The sequence below is a fragment of the Apibacter muscae genome (assembly GCF_007845595.1).
GTDB classification, from domain to species: domain Bacteria; phylum Bacteroidota; class Bacteroidia; order Flavobacteriales; family Weeksellaceae; genus Apibacter; species Apibacter muscae.
Genome location: NZ_SELI01000018.1, coordinates 182,683 through 206,165 on the forward strand (window position 1 = coordinate 182,683; position 23,483 = coordinate 206,165).

17 protein-coding genes are annotated in these 23,483 nt (G+C 30.2%); 11 read left to right on the plus strand and 6 right to left on the minus strand.

The window, feature by feature from the left end; all coding sequences use genetic code 11:
* The first annotated feature begins 863 nt into the window (after positions 1-863).
* From ETU10_RS06225 to ETU10_RS06245, 5 genes are all read left to right on the plus strand, one after another.
* On the plus strand, positions 864-1,550 hold the full coding sequence (locus ETU10_RS06225) for a response regulator transcription factor (protein ID WP_146310724.1): 687 nt from the start codon (positions 864-866) through the stop codon (positions 1,548-1,550).
* 4 nt (positions 1,551-1,554) lie between these two features.
* A complete protein-coding gene (locus ETU10_RS06230) occupies positions 1,555-2,922 on the plus strand; it encodes a HAMP domain-containing sensor histidine kinase (RefSeq protein ID WP_146310726.1) in 1,368 nt (455 codons plus the stop codon).
* A 121-nt stretch (positions 2,923-3,043) separates the two neighbouring features.
* Entirely contained in the window at positions 3,044-4,156 is a 1,113-nt protein-coding gene (locus ETU10_RS06235) for an efflux RND transporter periplasmic adaptor subunit (RefSeq protein WP_146310728.1), read from the plus strand.
* A gap of 19 nt (positions 4,157-4,175) precedes the next feature.
* Positions 4,176-7,274 (plus strand): efflux RND transporter permease subunit, encoded by a 3,099-nt coding sequence (locus ETU10_RS06240; protein WP_146310730.1) that lies wholly within the window; start codon positions 4,176-4,178, stop codon positions 7,272-7,274.
* Positions 7,271-8,545 (plus strand): TolC family protein, encoded by a 1,275-nt coding sequence (locus ETU10_RS06245; protein ID WP_146310732.1) that lies wholly within the window; start codon positions 7,271-7,273, stop codon positions 8,543-8,545. The genes ETU10_RS06240 and ETU10_RS06245 overlap by 4 nt, the downstream gene beginning before the upstream one ends.
* Positions 8,546-8,615: 70 nt before the next feature.
* Here ETU10_RS06245 and ETU10_RS06250 read toward each other — a convergent pair whose 3' ends face one another.
* On the minus strand, positions 8,616-9,485 hold the full coding sequence (locus tag ETU10_RS06250; protein ID WP_146310734.1) for a hypothetical protein: 870 nt from the start codon (positions 9,483-9,485) through the stop codon (positions 8,616-8,618).
* Between the two features lie 342 nt (positions 9,486-9,827).
* Here ETU10_RS06250 and ETU10_RS06255 point away from each other — a divergent pair, with 342 nt between their 5' ends.
* The 6 genes from ETU10_RS06255 (at position 9,828) to ETU10_RS06280 (ending at position 17,240) form a co-directional block, all read left to right on the plus strand.
* Positions 9,828-10,139, plus strand: a complete 312-nt coding sequence (locus ETU10_RS06255; protein ID WP_146310736.1) for a hypothetical protein — start codon at positions 9,828-9,830, stop codon at positions 10,137-10,139.
* Between the two features lie 23 nt (positions 10,140-10,162).
* Positions 10,163-12,718, plus strand: coding sequence for an Hsp70 family protein (locus ETU10_RS06260; RefSeq protein WP_146310738.1), 2,556 nt, complete (start codon positions 10,163-10,165; stop codon positions 12,716-12,718).
* The gene (locus tag ETU10_RS06265) at positions 12,718-14,238 is read left to right on the plus strand and encodes a hypothetical protein (RefSeq protein WP_146310740.1); all 1,521 of its coding nucleotides are present in this window, start codon (positions 12,718-12,720) and stop codon (positions 14,236-14,238) included. The genes ETU10_RS06260 and ETU10_RS06265 overlap by 1 nt, the downstream gene beginning before the upstream one ends.
* 80 nt (positions 14,239-14,318) lie before the next feature.
* Entirely contained in the window at positions 14,319-15,509 is a 1,191-nt protein-coding gene (locus ETU10_RS06270) for an aspartate aminotransferase family protein (protein WP_146310838.1), read from the plus strand.
* Complete coding sequence (locus ETU10_RS06275; RefSeq protein ID WP_146310742.1) at positions 15,496-16,527, plus strand: VanW family protein; 1,032 nt, start codon at positions 15,496-15,498, stop codon at positions 16,525-16,527. The genes ETU10_RS06270 and ETU10_RS06275 overlap by 14 nt, the downstream gene beginning before the upstream one ends.
* A 95-nt stretch (positions 16,528-16,622) precedes the next feature.
* A complete protein-coding gene (locus ETU10_RS06280; RefSeq protein WP_146310744.1) occupies positions 16,623-17,240 on the plus strand; it encodes a glycosyltransferase in 618 nt (205 codons plus the stop codon).
* A gap of 29 nt (positions 17,241-17,269) precedes the next feature.
* Here the strand turns inward: ETU10_RS06280 and ETU10_RS06285 are convergent, their stop codons facing one another.
* The 5 genes from ETU10_RS06285 to ETU10_RS06305 all read right to left on the minus strand — a co-directional run bounded on the left by ETU10_RS06285 (position 17,270) and on the right by ETU10_RS06305 (position 23,479).
* Positions 17,270-19,390 carry a fibrinogen-like YCDxxxxGGGW domain-containing protein gene (locus ETU10_RS06285; protein ID WP_146310746.1) on the minus strand — a complete coding sequence of 707 codons (2,121 nt, stop codon included), beginning with the start codon at positions 19,388-19,390 and terminating at the stop codon, positions 17,270-17,272.
* A gap of 428 nt (positions 19,391-19,818) precedes the next feature.
* A complete protein-coding gene (locus ETU10_RS06290) occupies positions 19,819-21,468 on the minus strand; it encodes a fibrinogen-like YCDxxxxGGGW domain-containing protein (protein WP_146310748.1) in 1,650 nt (549 codons plus the stop codon).
* Between the two features lie 132 nt (positions 21,469-21,600).
* Complete coding sequence (locus ETU10_RS11170; protein WP_185145066.1) at positions 21,601-21,765, minus strand: hypothetical protein; 165 nt, start codon at positions 21,763-21,765, stop codon at positions 21,601-21,603.
* 366 nt (positions 21,766-22,131) lie between these two features.
* The gene (gene dapF / locus ETU10_RS06300; RefSeq protein ID WP_146310752.1) at positions 22,132-22,995 is read right to left on the minus strand and encodes a diaminopimelate epimerase; all 864 of its coding nucleotides are present in this window, start codon (positions 22,993-22,995) and stop codon (positions 22,132-22,134) included.
* 1 nt (position 22,996) lies between these two features.
* A complete protein-coding gene (locus ETU10_RS06305) occupies positions 22,997-23,479 on the minus strand; it encodes a VanZ family protein (RefSeq protein ID WP_146261758.1) in 483 nt (160 codons plus the stop codon).
* Positions 23,480-23,483 lie beyond the last annotated feature (4 nt).

Consider the following 23,483-nt stretch of genomic DNA (forward strand, 5'->3'; position numbering starts at 1 on the left):
CTTATAATTATACTATCAACTGTTCTTATGCAATTCTAAGTTTAAATTAAAAAATATTCACCCCCATATATAATTTTTTACTGGATATGTAAAATATATTATATATAGAAATATAAATCCCATGTATACAAAAGAATAGTTTAAATGAATTAATGTAATTTGATTTAGTTGAAACAAATTTTAGTAATAGAGATGTTTGGAAATTTAATAAGTTATAACTTTTATAACAGTTATAATAATTTTAAAATGGCTACTGGAAGTGTTATGAAATGTATCCTTTCACATTTGATATAGATAAAATTTTTTAGAACTAAAAGAATAGTTCTTGTCGCTAAATATTTTTAAAAAAGTTTTTGTGGCTTCAAAAAAAAATGAGGTGCTTGCTGTAGCCTTATAATAAATTGCAAAAGAGCAAGCAGTATTTTTTATAGTTCAGCTTCGAATATATTGGTAAGAAGAAAACATAATATGACATTGCTTTAAGAAATCTTAAGAAATGAGGTAATAGCAAATAGAGATGCATATGAATCATTACAAAATATAAATGATTGATAGTTATTATTTTAAGTTTATTCAGGGAATATTTATGGATTTAATTATTAAAATGGATTCTTAAGTACTTCAAATATTTCGTCTTTTGTTTATATAATACTAATATATCTTTACCAAAAATTTTATAACATCTGGTTTTATAATTTAAAATTCTATAATGTTTGAGGATGCAATTAGAGGGATGTTTTCATAAAAAATGAAAAATTCATTAATAAGTAAAGATATCTAATCTATTTAAACTCTAAAAAACATATCCAACTCGTTGGATATGTTTTTTTTTATAATCAAATTTGCGTATACCAAAACAGTAAATGGTTAGAAATACAGCAAGCATACTACTAATTGAAGACGATATAAGAATTTCTGAACTTATAAAAAAAGCTTTGGATGCAGAGGGGTTTATAATTACACAGGCTTTTGATGGTATAGTAGGTGAAGAACTGGCTTTGAACAAAGACTACGAATTAGTGATAACAGATATATTATTACCCATTAAAAACGGACTGGAAATTTGTAAAACTTTAAAAAATATCAAGCCTTATTTACCCATTGTTATGTTAACGGCATTGGGGACTACAGACGATAAAGTGGAAGGATTTGATTCTGGCGCAGATGATTATTTGGTAAAACCTTTTGAAATTCGTGAGTTAATTGTAAGGATTCGTGCCTTACTAAAAAGACATGAAAAATTAGGAAATAATTTTTTATTGAAATGTGAAGATTTAGAAATGAATCTACAAACCAAGATTGTAAAAAGAGGCAATATTGAAATAAAATTAACTCCTAAAGAATTTAAATTATTGGAATTTTTTCTTAAAAACCAAGGCAGAGTAATTCCAAGATTAGAAATTGCCGAGAAAGTTTGGGGAACTTATTTTGATACGGGTACAAATTTCATAGATGTATATATAAATTACTTAAGAAAGAAAATAGACAAAGGATACAATAAAAAATTATTGCATACCCAGTCAGGTATGGGATTCATTTTAAAAGCATAGAGGAATGAAAATTCGTAATCGATTAACTCTATTATTTACATTTATTTCAGTAAGCATTCTAATTTTTTTTTCAGTAATAATTTACTTTACAGCAAAAAAAAATAGAAGTAAGGAATTTTACGAATTACTTACCAAGGAAGCGATTACAAAATTCAATTTGTTTGTAGATGCAAAGGTTCCTCCTCAAATACTTCAAAATATATACTACAATAATTCACAAATTATAGATGAAGTAGAAGTAGCTATATACGATGAAAATTATACACTTGTTTATCACGATGCCATTGATATAGATTTTGTGAAAGAAACTCGTTCTATGTTGGATAAAATTAAGGTTAAAGGAGAACTTAAATTTTATCAAGATCAGTGGCAGGTGATAGGTTTAAAACATAAATTTAAAAACAAAACCTATATAATTACAGCGGCTGCTTACGATCAATTTGGTTACAAGGAACTTCATCTATTATTAAAAAACTCTATTTTTTTAATAGTAGTTTCCATTTTCTTTATCTATCTCACCGGTTATTATTTTGTAAAGAGAATTTTTCAACCCATAACGGAGATGACAGATAATATAAATGAAATTTCAGCCAATCGTTTAGATTATCGTTTAAAGATCAATAAGAACAAAGATGAATTAACTAAATTGGCTCAAACTTTCAATCAAATGTTGGATCGGTTAGAAAATTCTTTTGATTCCCAAAAAAAATTTGTTTCCAATATTTCACACGAAATAAGAACTCCTTTAGCCGCTATAATTACAGAAATAGAAATAGCACTACAAAGAGAAAATACTATAGAAGATTATCAAACCACTTTGCATAAAGCATGGATGGATGCAAATAAAATAGTAAAACTGTCCAACAATTTATTGGATTTTGCCAAAGCAAGTTACGATCCTTCACAAATAGCTTTTAAACCTGTACGAATAGATGAAATATTATTGGATAGTTGTGAACAAGTAAAAAGAATAAACAATAACTATCGTATCAATCTTTCCTTTGAAAATGAATTTCACGAAGAAAATGAGATTCATGTAAATGGGAATGAATATCTTTTAAAAGTTGCTTTTGCAAATTTGATTGAAAATGGATGTAAATTTTCTCAAGATCATAAAACACAAGTAAGCATACTAGTTGTTAACTCAAAGATTGAAATTCGTTTCAAGGATGAAGGTATAGGTATAAGTAGGCAAGAACTAAAAAAAATTTTTAAACCCTTTTATAGAGGGAACAATAAAGAATGGGCGCAAGGGAGCGGAATAGGCTTATCTTTGGCCGATAAGATAATAAAACTTCATGGTGGAGAAATCATTGTTTCAAGTAAAATAAATTTGGGAACCACATTTACAGTTATTCTTTCTCATCTATAATTTTCTAATAAAATTCTAATTATTTTTTAAAAGACTTCCTATAAGCGAATTATTGAATACTACTTACTTTTGCAATTGATTAAATCACTGATTGCGAAAACAATAATAAATTAGGAGGAATATGATAAGAAAAATAAATATAAGCGCACTGTTAGTAATATCAGTCTTATTCTCATGCCACAAAAGTGCCCAAGAAGAAACTCCAAAAAATTATATTATTGATGGTCAAACCATAGTACTTCCAGAGGGTTCTAATATAATACCCAAAATAAAGACTGAAAAAGCAGTCGTTGGAGAGTATAGCCCTAGTATTAGTACAGTTGGGACTGTGCGTGCAATACCAACCAATTATGCGGAAATTTTACCTCCTTTTTCAGGTAGGGTTTTAAAATCTTATGTAAATCTTGGTGAAAAAGTGGTAGCAGGAGCTCCTTTATTTTCAATAAGTTCTCCTGATTTTTTTAATGCACAAAAAGAATATTTTGATTCTAAACAAGAATTGGCTTTGGCACAGACCAATTTAAAACGTCAACAAGATCTTTTTAATCATGGGGTAGGTATAAAACGAGAGTTAGAAGAAGCTCATACAGATGTTCAAACTAAAAAATCGGCGCTTGAAAATGCAGTAGCAGTATTAAAAACATACAATGTTAATCTTTCTAATATGTCATTGGGGCAGCCGTTAGTAGTTACTTCACCCATTGCCGGAGAAATAGTTACTAATAATATAATTATGGGAGAGTATCTTAAAGAAGATTCTGAGCCTATAGTAAAAATAGCAGAACTAAGTAAGGTTTGGATTGTAGGGCAAGTAAAGGAAAAAAATATGAACTTTTTACATAATTTAAAAAAGGTAGAAATTAAAACAGAAGCCTTGCCCGGAGAAACTTTGTATGGGAAGATTTATCACATCAATGAAATGATAGATGAAAGTACCAGAAGTGTGGAAGTTTTTGTGGAAAGTAATAATTCAGATAGAAATTTAAAACCGGGAATGTATGTAAATGTTCTTTTTTCTGATTGTCCAATCGCAGCCATTATTATTCCATCAAAAGCGGTATTACAAAATAGCGAAAATCAATTTGTTTATGTACAAACAGGGAATAATAAATATATAAAAAAAGAAGTGGTTACTGAAAATATCTCTGAAGATAAAGTAAGAATAAAATCTGGATTACAACCAGGAGAAACATACGTAGCTGAAGGAGGTATTTATTTATTAGATGCACAGTAAACCATAAAGAACAAGAAAGATGTATAAATTAATAGTAACAGCCATAGACAAACGCTGGGTAATGGTTATATTATTCAGTTTACTAGCAGCCTTTGGGTATTATTCATGGAAACAACTATCCATAGAAGCTTATCCAGACATAGCAGATGTTACCTCTCAGGTAGTAACCCAAGTACCCGGATTGGCAGCCGAAGAAGTTGAACAGCAAATAACCATACCAATAGAAAGAGCTTTAAATGGTCTTCCTGGAATGAATGTTATGCGAAGTAAAAGCACCTTTGGTTTGTCTATAATTACTATAGTTTTTAACGACGGAGTAGAAGATTATTGGGCAAGAACAAGAATACAAGAGAGATTAAATGAAGTGGAATTGCCCTATAGTGCTGTTCCTGAATTAGATCCTTTAACTTCACCCATAGGTGAAATCTATAGATATATTATTGAAAGTGATAATCATGATCTTAGAGAACTTACCGATTTACAAAACTTTGTTATAATCCCTAGAATAAAACAAGTCTCTGGAATCGCAGATGTTACTAATTTTGGAGGTATCACCACCCAATTTCAAATAGAACTAAATCCACAGAAATTAGATCAATACAATTTAACCCTCTCAGAGGTAACTGAAACTATTGAAAATAATAATGTTAGCGCCGGAGGTAGTGTATTGTCTAGAGGAGATTTAGGCTATGTTATCAGAGGGATAGGATTAGTCAAAGATTTATCGGATTTAGGTAAAATAGTTGTGAAATCAGAAAATGGAGTGCCTGTATTGCTAAATGACATTGGGGATTTGAAATATGGAAATATTGAAAGAAAAGGAATACTCGGATATACCGATAAAAACAGGAATTATTCAGAAAGTATAGAAGGAGTAGTTTTACTTTTAAAAGGAGAAAATCCATCCGTAGTACTAGAAGAAGTTCATAAAGCTATTGATGAATTAAACAACGAAACTTTACCCAAAGGAGTGAAAATTCACCCATTTATGGATCGAACAGAATTGGTAAATACAACTTTAAATACTGTTTCACGTACTCTTTTAGAAGGTGTAACACTAGTTATAATTGTTTTAATCGTTTTTTTAGGAAGTTGGAGAGGTGCATTGTTAGTAGCCGTAACCATACCTCTTTCCTTATTAATTGCATTTATTCTAATGCATTTTACTAATATTCCTGCCAACCTATTATCCCTAGGAGCCATAGATTTTGGGATAATTGTAGATGGAGCGATTGTTATGATGGAAACTATACTGAAGAGAAGAGAAGAACACCCAAATGAAACATTTAAAGAGAAAACCATAGCTCAACGAGCAACGGAAGTAGCTAAGCCTATTTTATTCTCCACACTTATTATAATTACAGCCTACCTACCTTTGTTTGCTTTTGAAAGAGTAGAAAAAAAATTATTTACACCTATGGCATTTACAGTAGGCTACGCCTTATTTGGAGCTTTATTGGTAGCACTACTATTAATCCCCGGTTTAGCATATGTAATTTATAAAAAACCACAAAAAATTTATCATAATCGCTGGCTTGAAAAGCTAACCAAACTTTATCACAATTGCATAATAAAAATTATGCAAAAGCCAAAGAAAATATTTATACCCTTATCCATAGTTCTTCTAGTTACGGGGGGGCTTACATATATAGTAGGGAAGGATTTTTTACCGCCGTTAGATGAAGGTTCCATATGGTTACAAGTTCAATTACCTCCAGGGATTTCATTGGAAAAATCTAAAGAGCTAAGTGATGAATTAAGAGCTAAAACCATGAAATATGGAGAAGTTACTTATGTAATGGTGCAAGCTGGAAGAAACGATGATGGTACAGATCCTTGGACCGCTTCTCACTTTGAAGTTTCAGTAGGTTTAAAGCCCTATAAAGAATGGCCCAAAGGAAAAACCAAATACGACTTAATTAATGAACTGGAAAAAGAATATGAAAAAATGCCTGGCTATACCGTTGGTTTTTCACAACCCATGATTGATGGAGTAATGGATAAAATATCAGGTGCACATAGTGAACTAGTTGTAAAAGTATACGGAGATGATTTTAAAGAAACCCGTAGAATTGCAGAGGATGTAATGAAAACATTAAAAACTGTAGACGGTGCCGTTGATTTAGCCATAGATCAAGAACCTCCGTTACCACAATTACAAATTGTAGCCAATAGAGATAAGATTGCACAGTATGGGTTAAATGTTTCCGATGTAGCGGAACTAATAGAAGTTGCTATTGGAGGGAAAGCAATTTCTCAAATATTCATAGGGAACAAAGTGTATGATATTATTTGTAGATACAATGAAGAAAGTAGAAATTCACCGGATAAAATAGCCAACTTAATGTTAACATCTTCCACCGGAGCAAAAATTCCATTATCACAAGTGGCAGATATAAAGTTAAGTACCGGCGAGAGTACCATAACCAGAGAAATGAATAAACGACATTTAACTGTAAAATTAAACATAAGAAATAGGGATTTAAGTGAACTTTTAAAGGATGCCAAAAAAAAGATTGAAGAACAAGTAAAATATGATCACAAAAAATATCATATCAAATGGGGTGGACAATTTGAAAATCAAAACAGAGCAGATGCACGTTTAGCAGTAATAGTTCCTATTACTTTAGCAATCATATTTGTAATGCTATATGCCGCCTTTGGCAAATTCCGCCTAGCCGCCTTACTTTTGAGTATTGTACCTATGGCTTTATTTGGAGGTATGTTAGCACTCAATATTAGAGGAATGACACTAAATGTATCATCAGCCGTGGGATTTATTGCCCTATCAGGAATAGCTATTCAAAATGGGGTAATTATGGTTTCGCATATTAATGTTCTTAGAAAAGAAGGAATAAATCTTTTACAAGCAGTCATAGAGGGAGCAAAGCACCGTTTTAGACCAGTGTTAATGACAGCTACCGTAGCTGTATTAGGATTGTTTCCGGCCTCATTGGCTACCGGTATAGGTTCTGATGTACAAAGACCTTTAGCAACAGTAATTGTTTACGGGTTATTATTTTCAACTGTAATAACCTTATTTGCACTCCCAGCCTTGTATTATATGATTGAAAAAAGATTTGACGCCAACAACACTAAAACTTCTTCAACGGTATGAAAATATTAAAATCCTTATTTATTATAGTTTCTTTATTTACAACTATTCAACTATTGGCACAAAGCCATCCAGAGATGAAGATGAAAACCATCTCATACGGCGAATTTATAAAACAAGTTGCCGAAAATAATCTGGAATACGCTGCCGAAAAATTTAATGTAAGTTTAGCAGAAGCAGAAATTGATGTTGCTAAAATAATTCCAGACGTCGAACTTGGTTTAGAGGGTGGAAGTAATAATAAAAACATGGGCAATTCCATGGAAATAGGATTGGGATGGACCATAGAATTAGGGGGTAAAAGAAAAGCAAGAATTGATCTAGCCAAAAGTGAAGTGGAGTTAAATAAGTATTTATTACAAAATTTTTTTAATAATCTTAGAGCAGATGCAACTTTGCTTTATTTACAAACCTTGCAAAATAAACAACTACTTGACGTACAAAAACGATCCTACCATACGTTAGAAGAATTGGCAAAGTCTGACAGTTTACGTTATAAGCTAGGTGTAATTGCTCATATTGATGCAAGACAAAGTAAATTTGAAGCACAGTCTATGCTTAATGAGATTTATGAAGCAGAAACAGAGTGGAAAAATTCGCTTATAAATTTATCTTTAGTGATGGGGAAATCTCAAACAGATCAATGGTGGATGACAGAAGGAGACTTAAATAAATTTGATAGAGATTTTGATCTTTCACAATTAATAACAACAGCACAAAACAATAGAGCAGACGCAATGGCTGGGATACAAAATGTAAAAGTTTCAGAAGAAATGTTAAAACTAGCCAATGCCAATAGAATCATGGATCTAGGAATAAGTGCTGGTTTACAACTCAATGGTAAAGCAACGAATGAAGAAGCTCCATCCCCCTATCATACAGGAGTTGTTGCAGGTTTAAATATTCCACTACGATTTCTTAACAATAGAAAAGGAGAAAAAAAGATTGCAGAATATACAATACAAAAATCAAACCTTGAATACAAACAAATTGAATTACAAATTCAAACGGAAATAACTCAAGCCTATAATAATTATATTACCTCTCAAAAACAAGTAAAACAATACAAAGATCATTTGTTAAAACAGGCTGAAGAAATTTTGAAAGGCAAAATGTATAGTTACCAAAGAGGAGAGACATCATTATTGGAGTTGTTAGATGCGCAAAGAACCCATAATGATGTACAAAAAAGCTATTACGAAACTATTTTCAACTACGCATCTTCCTTAATTGAATTGGAAAGAGTATCAGGAATATGGGATATTGAATTTTAATAAATAATTATAACTAAAAAAGCATTAGGAACTAATTCCTAATGCTTTTTTTAGTATTCTAGTAAAAGTATTATTTAAAAGAAGCAGCAATTTCTTCTAATGCTTTCGGATTAGATACTGCTTTATCTACATCTTGTAAAATAAAATTACCTGGCTCATTTCCCTTAGCTAAAGGCAATTGATTAGGGATTTTAGGAGTTTCTCCAAATAAAAATTTATAAATGACAATAGAATTTAAAAAGCCAGCATCATTTAAAGGGTGTTTAGAATTATCTGTATTACGTAATAGGTCTTTGCCATCTTTTACAGCAATATAACCCTTATCATTGTTGTAGGCAGAAGCTAATATAGTTCCTATAGGTAATACCTCAGCATTAGTCAATTGTTTAGCAACCTCTTGTGCACGCTTGCTTAAATGATCTTTAATGCTATTAAAATCACTATCTGTAACATTAAATGGAGAAGCTAGTTCATAAATATATGTAGCAACCTCTGGACTGTTTTTTGAAATAAGCTCAATTACTTTTTTACTGTCATTTAGATATTCATCTGTCTCATCAATAGCAACAGGAGTAGATTCTTGAATAATTACATAATCGAAGTAATTTCCATCTGTATCCTTCTTAGCAAATAACTTTTCAGCTTTGCTTTTATTATAAGATAAAATTTCATCAACGCTTACACCCATTTCCAATAATGTTTCTATTTCAACTTTTTTATCATTGGCTTTAGCTAAGGCTTCAAGAATTTTTGGATAGCTAATTATAAACTCTGTATGGCTATTACCCACAAATAAAACTCTTATAGGGCCTTCTGATTTAGGTGGGGTTGGTTTTTTGTAAGTAATTTCTTCTTGTTTAGTAGATTCATTCTTGTCTCCTGATTTACAAGAAATTAAAGAAAAATTAATAATTAATGTGAATAACAATAATTTTTTCATAGTATTTTATATTTTTCACAAAAATATAAAAAATATTGTATTAATTGAATTAATCTTTAACATTATACAATATTGTCTTTTCAAACATTTTAATTTTTTGTGAGTTACAAAATATATAAAGTTAAATAGTAGATATTGTGTTTAGATGAAAGTAAATATGCTTAAACATATAAAGTTATTTATCTTTATTTAGATTTTTTTATAAAATTATGTTGCAATTGTATAGTTTAAATTTTTTTCACCTAATAAAAAGCATTTATAAGTGATATCATTTATTTTATTAGTATTAAATTAAAATGTAAAAAATGAATTAAGTAATTTTGTAATCAAAACGGACATACTATGAATAACTCTATTCTATTAATTAATCAACTTATTGAAATTAAGCAAAAAGCTGAAAAAGAAAATTTTTACAGTAAGATTGAGCGAAATGTTAACCGAATGTTATCAATTTTTGAAGATGAAGGTTATAAAATTATTGTACCCTTAGGAGAAAAATATTCGGAAACTCGTACAGATTGTGAAGCTAACCTTGTAGGTAAAGAATCATCAAATATGAAGATTACTCAGGTAATCAAACCAATTATTTATAAACAACAGAATCAAGGAATTACTATAGTTCAAAAAGGGATTGTATTAGTTGAAAATAAATAATTAATTATTAGTAAGTCATTATCATGAAAGCTGTAAATTTTGGAATAGATTTAGGTACAACCAATTCATTAATAGGTAAATACGAGGAAGGTAAAGTTGTATTATATAAAAACCCTATAGGACATAAAGATACATTAGCCTCAGTCGTTGCCTTTAGAAAAGAACGTACACTAGTAGGCGATAAAGCAAGAGAATATATTGTTAAAGATCCGGTAAATGTTTTTAGTGGCTTTAAAAGAAGAATGGGTACTGATGATCGATTTTACGTAGTAAATTTAGATGAAAATGTAACTCCCATTGAGCTTTCAGCATTTCTTCTAAGAGAATTAAAGAATTTTATACACACTAACGAGATCCCAGAGGCGGTAGTAATTACCATTCCTGCTTCTTTCGATACCATGCAAACCAATGCAACCAAAGAAGCAGGGAAATTAGCCGGGTTTGAAGAAGTATTTTTATTACAAGAACCTATAGCCGCTAGTTTAGCCTACTTTAATAATTCCAAGGAAGATAAAGAAGGGAATTGGTTGGTATATGATCTAGGAGGAGGAACCTTTGATATAGCTTTGGTTCAAATTAAAGATGGTGAAATGAAGATTAAAGATCATGAGGGAAATAATTTTTTAGGAGGTGTAGATTTTGATGCCTTAATTATTGAACATTTAATAGTTCCAAAAATAGTAGAAAAGACAGGAATCACTGATTTTGCTGAACAATTAATGATTAAGCACGGCAAGTACGAAAAAATTTATTATCATTTACTCTATTTAGCAGAAGAAGTTAAAAAGGAATTATCTACACAAGCAAAATCAGAAATAGATTTATCTATGGAAATTGATGGTGTATTTTATGATTTAACATTTCCTATCTCAGTCGATGATTTTAATTCATTAATATCTCCTAAAATCGAAGAAACCTTGGAGATGTTACAAACCATTATAAACAGAAATAACTTTCAACCGCAAGATATTCATGAAATAATTTTGGTAGGAGGAAGTACTTTTATTCCATGGGTAAGAGAACAGCTAAATATAAAAACAGGAATACCAGTAAATAATAGTATTGATCCTACTACAGCCGTAGCAGTTGGAGCCTGTTTTTATGCTGCTAGTAAGTTTTACACACCTACAGAAAAAGTTAAAATGGTTATAAATAATCATGAAAGTAATGATTTCTTAGAGAATTTAGAAAATTTTAGTGAACACCAAGAGGAGAAACCCAACATTAAACTAAACTTAGGATTTAGTCAAATGAGTAAGGAGGAAGAAGAGGTACTATTGGTAAAAGTAGAAGGAGATTATCAAGGATTAAATTATCGAATCTTGCGAATGGATGGAGGGTTTGATACCGGCTTAATCACTCTAAAATCTAAATTCACAGAATTTTTACCCCTTCTTACCAATACACTCAACCATTTTATAATGCAAATTTACTCTTCTAATGGAGAGAAAATAAATTCTTTCACGGAAGACTTTTCCATTAATCAAGGACAATTCCACATATCGGGACAACCTTTACCTAAAGATATTTGCATAGAAATTGACGATCAAGAAAATTATAAAACTAAATTAGAAGTAATCTTTGAAAAAAACAGTATACTACCCTTAAAAAAAACCTTATATAGAGAAGTATCCAAGACAGTTGTAAAGGGTTCTGAAGATAGTATAGTTATAAATTTATTAGAAGGAGATCGGTTTGCAAGAGCTATCTCAAACCTTCCCATTGGTTGTATTGAAATCACAGGAAAAGACTTAACTTCAGACCTTATTAAAGGTTCTGATATAGAAATTCAAATTTCAATTTCCGACGATAGAGAGTTAAAAGTAAATACCTTTTTAGTAATGACTCAGCAGGAATTTACAAATAATTTTTCTATATCTGAAAAACACATAAGTATATCACGGTTAAAAGAACAATACCAAGACCTTGAAAAAGAGCTCAGAAAAAATCTAAAAGATTTCAATTTTAACCAAAATGAAATTTGGGCTATAGAATTAGAAAATCTCCTTAAAAAATTAGAAATAAGTGGAAAACAATTAATGACTCTTAAGGAAAATGATGCTACAGATAAACGTTATATACTGGCAGATACTATGGCAAGAATTTCTCAGGAAGTTGATAAAATAGGAGGAAAAGAACGATTAAGCAACTTACAATTTAAGTATATAGAAATTAAAGAATACATTGAAGAAATATTAAGTTCAGCCGATGAAAATAAAGAAATTCTTAGCCAAAGATATACTAAGATAATTGAAAAAGAAAATGATATTTTAAAATCAAAAAATTCATCATTTTTACAAAAAAACATAGAATTATTAGAAGATCTACAATGGGAAATATTGTGGAACACCTATACCTATATTACCGGACGTTTTTATGCATTACAATCACTACAACCAGAAGAATATAAAAATTACAAAGCAGCCCAACAGTTGATCAAAGCAGGGGAAGATGCTATTAAATACAGCCATTATAAAGAACTTAAAAGATTAATGATTGATTTAATATATCTCACCAAACAAAGTGATTACTATAAACAAGAAGATAACAAAAAATTTAAAGGTACAGGTATTGGCTAATGAACTATCAATCTCCTATAAGGCTTTTTGAATATTGTAATATAGATTATAAAGAATCCTTAGATATAAAAAAAGTAAAAAAAATTATTGGTCTTGAATTCTCCTTTGCAAAGGAAGGCTACATTACCTTAGAAAATCTTGATTATTCAAAAGACCAAATATTTAAAGAAATAGAGCGAGATGATTTTTTGCAAAGATTTAATTTTCATCTTCAAATTTGGGAAAACAAAAGTTTACTAAATTTTTTAGAAAGGCAAGAAATAAATCTTCCCATTTTAGGGAAATGGATAAGCTTATGTAATAAACAAAATTGTAATTTTAAACCTTTTATTTCTCCCTATTTTGCATATTCAATAAATAAAGTATTTAAAAAATGTTTAAGTAGTAAAAATTTTAAACTCGTTAACGAATGGCTAGATTTTTTTGTTTTTATTGATACACTTGAAGATGAATTTTTAGCGACTGAAAGTCTTAAAAATTTTTTGATTGACAAAACTCATATACTTAAGAATGTTAATAAGAATACTTATGTAACTAAGTTACCACAGATCAATGATTGGTTAAATGAACCATTTTCAAACTTTGTAAATAAACTACCTGAATCACTGAACGACCAAATAGATAAATTAGTTACTGAATTAATAAATTTTTCAGTAGAAATACAATTTGAAAATAAAAAATTATGCTATCAAATAATTAAAGAATTAAAACTTATTCAAAATATTAATGAGGATTTAAAACTATTAATTTCTGAGAATCATAAAATATATAAGAAAAAAAATATATCTATAAGAAATATAAGAAAGAGAGATATAATTAGATTTATACTTGCTTTATTTATAATAATAAGATCTTTGTCAGTAATTAATAAAGGAGTTTTTACTGATAAAGAAAAGAATAGTATTAAAAATTTTAAAGAGGAAGTAAACTTTGAAAAAGAAATATTTATTGAAAATAGAAATAAGCTATCCACTATTCATTGGGATTCACTTGAAGTGGTTAAAAATAGTAAAATAGTAATGCATAAGGATGTTAAATATTTTTTAATTTTAGAAAATAAGTTAAATCAAAAAAAAGAATCATCTGTTCAATTTGTAAATAACTCAAAATATCCTTTAATCATTTCTATCCCAGATAATGACAATGATTTGGTAGATTTTAAGGTGGAGGCTGGAAGGAACTTATCCGTCAAAGTTAATAGCAATGTAATGGATCTTATATTTAGTTTACAAAATAAATACCATGAATTATTACATAAAGAAAATAAGAATTATATACCAATACTAATTTCAGACTCTTTAGATTTGACTTTAAGAAAAATAAATTTTAATCAATCAGGGAAAATAATAGATATTGATCATCCTGAGGGTAAAGATGATTTATCAGTTATCATTGAAACTGATTCAAATAATCGTAGTTACTTTTATGTAGTAGGTAAATATGATTGGATTGCACCTAAAAAAATGTTTATGGTACAAAATAAAATAATCTATAATTATCAATATTTACCGGAAGAATAAAAAAATACAAAAATAGCTAGGTAAAAGTTATATCCCTTATTTTTATATGATTATAATAATAGAATAAACGAATGGAAGATTTGCAAAAAGATTTTTTTAAATATCAAGCTAAAACCACTTTTTTTGCTTCAGGCTTTGAGGTTGATAGGGCAGAAGGGAATTACATATATGGTAAAGATGGAAAAGCATACCTAGATTTCGTAGCTGGTGTATCTGCCAATACCTTGGGGCATTCTCACCCTAAAGTAATTAAGGCAATTAAAGACCAGGTAGATAAATATTTGCACGTGATGGTCTATGGTGAATATGCAATGGAAAAACCAGTACAGATATGTAAGATGCTGGCAGAAAATTTACCGGATCCGTTGCATACTACCTATTTGGTAAATTCCGGAACGGAAGCTATTGAGGCTTCTATGAAGCTAGTGAAACGTTATACAGGAAGACAACAAATAATATCCTTTATAGATGCCTACCACGGCAATTCACAAGGTTCTTTAAGTTTAGCAGGAAGGGATACAAATAAAGTACCTTTTGAGCCTTTATTGCCACAAATTGATTTTATAAGATTTAATGAGGAAGAAGATTTACATAAAATTACCTCAAAAACAGCAGGGGTATTTGTTGAAACGATCCAAGGAGCTGCTGGTTTTTTAACTCCAAAAAATAATTATTTAAAAAAACTTAAATCTAGATGCGAAGAGGTAGGAGCTTTACTGGCTTTAGATGAAATTCAACCCGGATTCGGAAGAACCGGAAAATTATTTGCCTTTCAGTGGTATGATATCGTCCCAGATATTTTAGTGATGGGTAAAGGTATGGCAGGAGGTATACCTATTGGTGCCTTTACAACATCAAAGCAAATGATGGAAAGTTTGGCAGATAATCCAAAATTGGGACACATTACCACTTTTGGAGGAAATCCTGTCCCAGCTGCAGCTGCATGTGCTGTAATGCACGAATTATTAACGACAGATTTAATGGATCAGGTGCATGAAAAAGAAAAGTTATTTAGAGAAAAATTACAACATACGTGTATACGATCCATAAACGGAAGAGGATTAATGTTAGCGGTTCAACTTGAATCGCCTGAATTTACTTTAGAAGTAGCTAAAAGATGTATGGAAAAAGGTTTAATTGTTTTTTGGCAATTGTACAGAAATGAATATATGAGAATTTCTCCTCCTTTAACAATCACTAAAGAAGAAATTGAAAATGGTTGCGAAATTATATTGGCGTCCATCAATGAGGTTTTAAATGAAAGATCATGATGCCGTTGCATTAGCCCAAAAACATAGTTGGTATAAGACATTTCTATTTTATGTTAAAACCAATCTATGGTGTTTAAAAAGAAATTTTCAAAATAAATTCCATAGAATAAAGAAATTTCCTGTAGGAAATCAATTCAAAAATTTACCAGTGGTTTCTATTTCAAAAAGTGATTTATGGACGAATAATGAAAAGAAGGAGCATAGGATACTTACAGCGGGGAAAATTCATAATCTTAGAATAGCTTCAAGAAAAATTAACGGATTAGAAATACCAGCAGGAGAAACTTTTAGTTTTTGGAAGTATATAGGTAAACCTCTTAAATCAAGAGGCTTTGTAGTAGGAAGAGAAATAAGAGAAGGATGTTTGTTACCCACCATTGGTGGAGGATTATGTCAGCTTTCAAATGCATTGTACGATGCCGCTATAAAAGCAAATTTTAAAATTTTGGAGCGTCATAGACATTCTTTAGTGGTTGAAGGCTCATTAGCAGAAGTAGATAGAGATGCTACAGTAAAATGGAATTATATAGATTTAAGATTTTTATCGACTCAATCCTTTAGAATTGAGGTGGAAATGACATCAGAAAAACTAATTGTTACTATTAAGAGTTATAATAAAGTAAACAATGTACGGAGAGATATAGAAGATAACAATTATTTAAAAACCTCTATCATTAATGATTGTTATACTTGCGGTAATCAAGTATGTATACTTAATAATCCAAAAATAAATATAAAAAACATTTCAAAAACAACCTATGTTGTAGATGAATATTCACCAGAGTATGAGAATTACATAAATAATTATAGTGAGGATAATTCCACTATAATTTTACCTTTCTTTAAAAGACAAAAAATAAAAAATGATAATAAATCTTGGACTATTCATAAAGGTGAAGTAATTACTTATTCCATAATAGAGATTTATCAATGCATAAAATATAAATTTAAAAAAGGAAATATTTTTAAATTATCATTTGAAAAGAATAGGGGGGGGTTGAAAAAATTGAAAAGTTAATACCAATTGAAACTACTCATTTAGTTATTTCTCAAAATTTATTACCCTATTTTATTGAATATAATCTTACGGGAGGTAGGACTTTTGATGTTCTTATGTATAGATATCCTATTGGTATTTTACAAAAAAAGTTAGATGGAATTTATGATATACACCCGCAAACTAATACATTAAATGAGTATAGAGCTCCAAATTCTATTATTATTAACGAGGATAAAGGACTGAAAAAAGCTAGAAAAATAGTTACTCCTCATAGAAAAATTTCAGAGTTATTCTTTCAAAAAAGTATACTTCTTAACTGGTCTATAAATATTGAAAAAAATATAACTTTAGAGAAAGGTTTAAAAGTTTTATTTCCTGGATCTTCTCTCGCAAGAAAAGGAGCGTATGAAGTAAGAAGAATTGTACAAGAATTAGAATTACCATTAGTGATTAAAAAAGGTGCTATGGAAACAAAATCTTTTTGGAATAATATAAATATTGAATATGCAGATTCTAAAGATATTTTCCAAGATATAGGATTAATCATTTATCCAGCTTATATAGACCATTCTCCTCGAATTATTCTTCAAGCCATGGCAAAAGGTATTCCCGTCATTATTTCAGATGCTTGTGGTATAGAGTCTGCTGAAAATGTTACTGTAATTCCTTCGGGAAATTATGACAAGTTTAAACAAGAAATAGAAAAATTTATAAAAAAAAGGTCTCAATAAATTTTAAGACCTTTTTTAATTGTTACCATTTATTTAATATAAGATTGTATTATACGTCCTTCTCCGTTATTGAAGGAATGTGGTGTTCTATAACTAAAGTTACCAGAACAACTTGAAAGTCCCCCATAATCAGGGCCTTCTGCAGAACTGGAATTGTTCTCTACCCTACATTTTCCTATGTGGTGATTTAATTGATTTTCAGGGGTGTATAACGTCCATAAATCGTTAATGTAATATGGGTAAACCACATCTGTTCCACCGTCTGGTGTTGTATAAGTCAATGTTTCAGTGGTTGATCTACTGGCTCCTCCCCAAACTCCGTAATAACCGGCATAAAAGACTTGATTCCAAAAACCATAAGCATTGTTATAACTAGTACCGTTATAAATATGTGTTCTATTTTGTGTGCTTGGTTTAGTTAAAGAATAACTAAAAAGTTTTCCTTCTGTAGTATAGCCAACGGATGTATAGTCTCCTGTGGTTGGATTACCCCCGGAAAAAACAGTATTTATTGAATAATTATCCACAGCCCAAGCATCTTTGGAAGGAGCAGCGTTAATATCCTGTTTAATTAAAAATTTGTATTTATTTTCTGAAGCGATAGATTGAACCACTGATAAAGGTAGTCTAAAAGCAGTAAGATCCACTTCGCCAGTTTCAGTAGTGATCACATTGGTTGGATCATTCACGTTAAAGCCGGCATTGGCAGTCCACTTGGTACCGCTGTTTAAAGCGGCTTTTTCTGAATAAGATTTAACCAAAGTCCATCCTCCTCCAGTCATATCACAATAGGTTTTATAAGAATCAGTTCCGCCTTTAATAAAGTAAAAACCATCGGCTGCGTTTGGGTTCTTAGCTAATATACTTGAACATCTATCCGCGGGTTTTTTAAAGGAACCTAAATTAGAAGTAACATTTACATTAAATGAGCAACTGTATCCTTCAATTGTAAAAGAAGTAATTCCTGTATTTATAGGAGCTCTTGAAGCATATAGCCTAATCGTATTCGTAGATGGATTAACGGTGACAGAATTTGAAGAAAAACTAAACCCATTTTCTAGATTAGTTTTTAATATAACGGAACCTTCTCCGGTCACTGTAACTGGAATGTCTATATAGTTTTTTGATGATGATAATAATTCATTAGAATAATAATCTCCCACAGGGGTTAATGAGCTACAATCATTAATTGTAACTTTTGCACTGGCTGGTTCAACAGTTATAGGAGGTAATGTGCAATTTGTTGTATAGGATACACCATTTATAGTAATTGTAGGTATATCGCTTCCTTCCCTCATAGGAGTACCCTGTGCTTCACACACAATTGTATATTCACCTGTATGTGTAGCGGTACCAGTCTTCCTAAAAGAATATCCATTGTCCGTATTTACTTCAATTGAATAAGAGCCAGGTTCATTTACATTTATTACAACTGTATAGGTATTACCAGAATTACCAGTGGTATTTACTCCAGCTTTAAATGAGCCTTTTGGACCTGTTGGAGAATCACAATTTACAAGATTTAGATTTGCAGGTCCAAAATCACCACAAAGACTTAACCACTTGTTTGCGTCAGTTGAAAAATAATTTAAACAATTGGTAGTAGTATTAAAAATAATTAAGCCATTGGCAGGATCATTTATGGTATTCCTTTCAGAATTAGTAAGTCTAGGAATTAAAATTCCTTTACTCGAAGATGCAATTTCCAACTGAGCATTTTTATCAATAACAGAGTTTCCAATAACAACATTTCCACGGTGATATATATTTTGCGTGTTAGAAGTAGCAGTAGTAGCAAGGTCTACATTATTCCAAGGCTGTGTATCTCCCCCAAAGGGTATCCAAATGGATCTTGGGAAATTATAGTAGTAATATCCGGGAGCATTCACCAATTTGAATTTTTCATCCGTACCAGGAAATGGTGTGGTGATGTATACGATAGCTCCACTTTGAGCTTCAGTGTATAAATACCCCAAAGTAGATAATTCTTCCGAAGAAATTCTTGGAGCGATCACTCCAGGTGGAACTAGATCTTCTCCTTTCATTACTTCAAATGTCGCATTCGGCATATCTGTATTTATGCCTACTTGGCTCCGAAGTTGAAATGAATAAAGCAGTGCTATACAAATTGAAGGATAAATTAGTCTCATAAATTAATGCTTTTGAGTTTATACCATAAAAATATAAAATAATTATTTATTGTTATTTATAATAAAATATAAAATACTAAATACAGTGAATGATTTAATCAAAATAACTAATAAATATTTTATACAAAAATATTTATTAGTTATTTTGTGAACAATTTAAAATATTGTAAAAATTTTAAATTAATTATGATTATCAAATATTTAAAAAAAAGATTATTTGGTATATTTATCTAGAGTTTAATCATAAAATTATATTTTTCAATAATTAATTCAAGTTCTAGCAATAATTTTATTTTACATATAGATTTTTTTTATGAATTTATAATAGAATACTGTGATAGTATATTTTTCAATTCTATAATAAAATGCATTAAAATAAAAAAAAAGGACTTTATTTGAATAAAGCCCTTTTTTTATAGAGATATAATTTATTTTATGTAAGACTGAATAATTCTTCCCTCTCCATTATTGAAGGTATGTGGAGTTCTGTAGTTAAGGTTGCCAGAACAGTTTGCAAGGCCTCCATAATCGGGACCCTCCGCAGAAGTTGAATTATTAGCTACTCTACATTTGCCAATATGATGATTTAATTGATTCTCCGGAGTGTACAAAGTCCACAAATCATTAATATAATACGGAAAAACGTAATCTACACTTCCATCTGGAGTTGTAAAGGCTAATGATTCAGAAGTTGAAGAGCTAGCGCCTCCATTAGCACCATAAAATCCAGCAAAAAAGCCTTGATTCCAGAAGCCGTTGGTATTGGTATAGCTTTTTCCATTGTAAATATGAGTTCTGTTTCCTGCTGTTGGTTTTGTTAAAGAATAACTAAAAAGTTTTCCTTCTGATGTAAATCCAGGAGAAGTATAATCTCCTGTAGTTGGATTTCCACCCGAGATAATATTAGTAATTAAGTAGTTATCTACAGCCCAGAGATCCTTAGAAGGAGCAGCATTAATATCTTGTTTAATTAGAAATTTATATTTATTCTCGCTAGATATGGATTGAACTACGGACAATGGTAGTCTAAAAGCAGTAAGATCTACCACACCCGTTTCAGTTGTGATTACATTTGTAGGGTCATTAATATTAAAACCAGCATTGGCTGTCCACTTGGTACCGCTATTTAAAACGGCTTTTTCAGAATAAGACTTAACTAAGGTCCATCCTCCTCCCGTCATATCACAATAAGTTTTATAGGAGTTTGTTCCACCCTTAATATAATAGTAACCATCCGCTGAGCTAGGATCTTTTTCAAGTATACTAGAGCATCTATCCGCAGGTTTTTTAAAGGTGCCTAAATTAGTAGTAACGAGAATATTAAATGTACACGTATATCCATTTATGCTAAATGTATAATTACCAGTGTTGGTGGGTACACCTGTAGCATATAATCTAATAGATTTTGTAGCAGGACTTACAATTATAGAATTAGAAGAAAAAACAAATCCATTAACGGAATTAGTCTCCATTATAAAAGCTCCTTCACCAATTACAGTTACTGGTATATCTATAAAATTTGTAGAGGAGGATAATGTTTCTTCAGAAAAATAATTACCTGTAGCTTTAAGAGATTCACATTCGGAAATTGTAACTTTTGCACTTGCTGGATCTACGGATATAGGAGGCAATTTACAATTTATTATTGAAGGTGCCCAATTAATCATAATTGTTGGTATATCTTCGCCTTCTGTTAATGGTGTGCCTTGCCTAGCACAAACAATAGTAAATTCACCAGTTTGAGTAAATGTTCCTGAGTTACTAAATGAATATCCATTGGTAGTATTGACTACAATGGAATATGAACCTGGTTCATCAACTTTAACCACAATGGTATAGGTATTGGTAGTATTTCCAGTTATATTTGTTCCAGCCTTATATTTTCCCTGTGGACCAGTAGGAGCATCACAGCTTAATAAGGTAAGATTCGCAGGTCCAAGATCTCCACATAAGCTTAGCCATCTATTTATTTCTGTTACAAAATAATTAAGGCAATTGGTTGTATTATTAAAAATTAATGAACCATTGGAAGGCTCTTTTATTGCATTTCTTTCAGAAATGGTAAATCTAGGAATCAATACTCCTTTGCTGGATGAAGAAATGTCTAGCTGAGCATTTTTGTCTATAGATGAGTTTCCTACGGCAACACTGCCGAGTTGATATATGTTTTGTGAATTTGAGGTTGCTGTGGTAGCTGTTTCTATATTATTCTATGGCTCTGTATCACCTCTGAAAGGAATCCACATGGATTTTGAAAAATTGTAGTAATAATAGCCGGGAGAGTCAACCAATTTATAGCTTTCGTCAGATCCAGAATATGGCGTTATTATATATACAATGGCACCGTTTTGTTCCTTGGTATATTTATGTGCCATGGAATACAAATCTTCCGATGATATTCTTGGAGCAATGACTCCTGGGGGGCAGCTTCATTGCCATTTACGATGTCAAGCGTTGCATTTGGAACATCTGTGTTTATATCTATTTGTCCCCACCCTTGTATATAAGTTAAAAAAGTTATAGAAAGTGCTAGTAAAATAGATCGCATATATTTTGAAATTATTTTAACAAAATAATGTTTTAGTTAAAATAATGTAAATAAAAATGCCTTTTATTGATAAAATTCACAATAAATTAAATATTAATGCTAATATTATTTCTTTATATATTTTTTTAAAAAATTCTTATATTTAATTATTGATTATTAATTTATTTTTTGCTTAAAAAAATATATTCTAAAATCAGACAAAACTATTTATTAATTCTTCATGAAAAGTTCCATCACATATTTGCTTTACTTCTCCAGTCATCCGAATATTAAATTCCTCACTAATATCTATGGTTAATGAACCTCCGAGCATATGTATGGTAACTAAATGATCTATAAGCCCTTTTTTTCTTAAAACACTAGCTACTGCACAAGAGGAGCTGCCAGAAGCTAAGGTAAATCCTGCACCACGTTCCCATATTAAGACTTCAACATTTTCACGATCTATTATTTTAGCAAATTGCACATTAATTCGATTTGGAAATTTTGAAAAATTTTCAATTAAAGGACCATATTTTTTTATCTCGTCAATCTCTAAATGATCTTTAAGAATTACACAGTGAGGGTTTCCTAGAGAAACACAATTTACTTTAAAGATTTTATCTTCAATTTGAATCATTTGATCCTGTACCTCTTGGCTCTCAAATAAGGTAGGAATTAGAGGAGAGGCAAAGATAGCTTGCCCCATATCAACCGTAACAATAGAAGCTCTATTATTATTGGTTTCCTGTATAGTGGCATTCACTATGCCACCCTTTGTTTCAACCGTAAATTGTTGGTTGTTTATAATTTGGTAGTCATAAACATACTTACAAAAGATTCTTAATCCGTTTCCACTTTTTTCAGCTTCTGAGCCATCAGGATTAAATATTTTAAGACCGATATCCGCTTTTTCAGAATGTGTTTTAACTAATATACCGTCAGATCCTATGCCGAAGTTTACATTACAGATGGTTTGAATTGCTTTTTCTGTTAAAGGGAAAGTTATATTATTCTCATCAAGTACTATATATTCATTTCCTAGTCCTTGGGTTTTTACAAAACTATTTATAGTCATTTTATTTTTTTGTAGAATTAAATTCAAAAATATGCTTTTTGTAGAAATTTAAAAGTAAAAATCCTACAATTCCACCTATATAATTTAGTAGAATATCATCAATATCAGCAGTACCCGTTTGGGTTATATATTGTAAAAGTTCAATTACGAATATGATAATTATAAAGAATATACTAAAATATAAAAATTCTTTTACTTTTGAAGATAGCCAAAAACCCAAGGGAATAAAAATGAAAATATTTCCAGCTATATTAATCATAAAATATTCCCAATGTTTATTTTTATCTAAATTTAAAAAGAATTTTAAAGTATGGAAGGGTCTTAGATTGTATTCAGCTTTGGTATCATTAAATAAGGGTGGTCTTCCAAATCCGAAGAATAAAAGGTAAATTAAATAAATACAATAAAAAATGAATAGGAATTTTACTAAGAGTTTTACTTTTAATTGAATCTTAGGGTATTTATTTAATAAAAAATTCTTCACTTCA

What these genes read in the sequence shown, in the direction of transcription:
- ETU10_RS06225 (WP_146310724.1), top strand. Translation starts at nt 864, where the DNA reads ATGGTTAGAAATACAGCAAGCATACTACTAATTGAAGACGATATAAGA.
- ETU10_RS06230 (WP_146310726.1), top strand. Translation starts at nt 1,555, where the DNA reads ATGAAAATTCGTAATCGATTAACTCTATTATTTACATTTATTTCAGTA.
- ETU10_RS06235 (WP_146310728.1), top strand. Translation starts at nt 3,044, where the DNA reads ATGATAAGAAAAATAAATATAAGCGCACTGTTAGTAATATCAGTCTTA.
- ETU10_RS06240 (WP_146310730.1), top strand. Translation starts at nt 4,176, where the DNA reads ATGTATAAATTAATAGTAACAGCCATAGACAAACGCTGGGTAATGGTT.
- ETU10_RS06245 (WP_146310732.1), top strand. Translation starts at nt 7,271, where the DNA reads ATGAAAATATTAAAATCCTTATTTATTATAGTTTCTTTATTTACAACT.
- ETU10_RS06250 (WP_146310734.1), bottom strand. Translation starts at nt 9,485, where the DNA reads ATGAAAAAATTATTGTTATTCACATTAATTATTAATTTTTCTTTAATT.
- ETU10_RS06255 (WP_146310736.1), top strand. Translation starts at nt 9,828, where the DNA reads ATGAATAACTCTATTCTATTAATTAATCAACTTATTGAAATTAAGCAA.
- ETU10_RS06260 (WP_146310738.1), top strand. Translation starts at nt 10,163, where the DNA reads ATGAAAGCTGTAAATTTTGGAATAGATTTAGGTACAACCAATTCATTA.
- ETU10_RS06265 (WP_146310740.1), top strand. Translation starts at nt 12,718, where the DNA reads ATGAACTATCAATCTCCTATAAGGCTTTTTGAATATTGTAATATAGAT.
- ETU10_RS06275 (WP_146310742.1), top strand. Translation starts at nt 15,496, where the DNA reads ATGAAAGATCATGATGCCGTTGCATTAGCCCAAAAACATAGTTGGTAT.
- ETU10_RS06280 (WP_146310744.1), top strand. Translation starts at nt 16,623, where the DNA reads ATGTATAGATATCCTATTGGTATTTTACAAAAAAAGTTAGATGGAATT.
- ETU10_RS06285 (WP_146310746.1), bottom strand. Translation starts at nt 19,390, where the DNA reads ATGAGACTAATTTATCCTTCAATTTGTATAGCACTGCTTTATTCATTT.
- ETU10_RS11170 (WP_185145066.1), bottom strand. Translation starts at nt 21,765, where the DNA reads ATGGCACATAAATATACCAAGGAACAAAACGGTGCCATTGTATATATA.
- dapF (WP_146310752.1), bottom strand. Translation starts at nt 22,995, where the DNA reads ATGACTATAAATAGTTTTGTAAAAACCCAAGGACTAGGAAATGAATAT.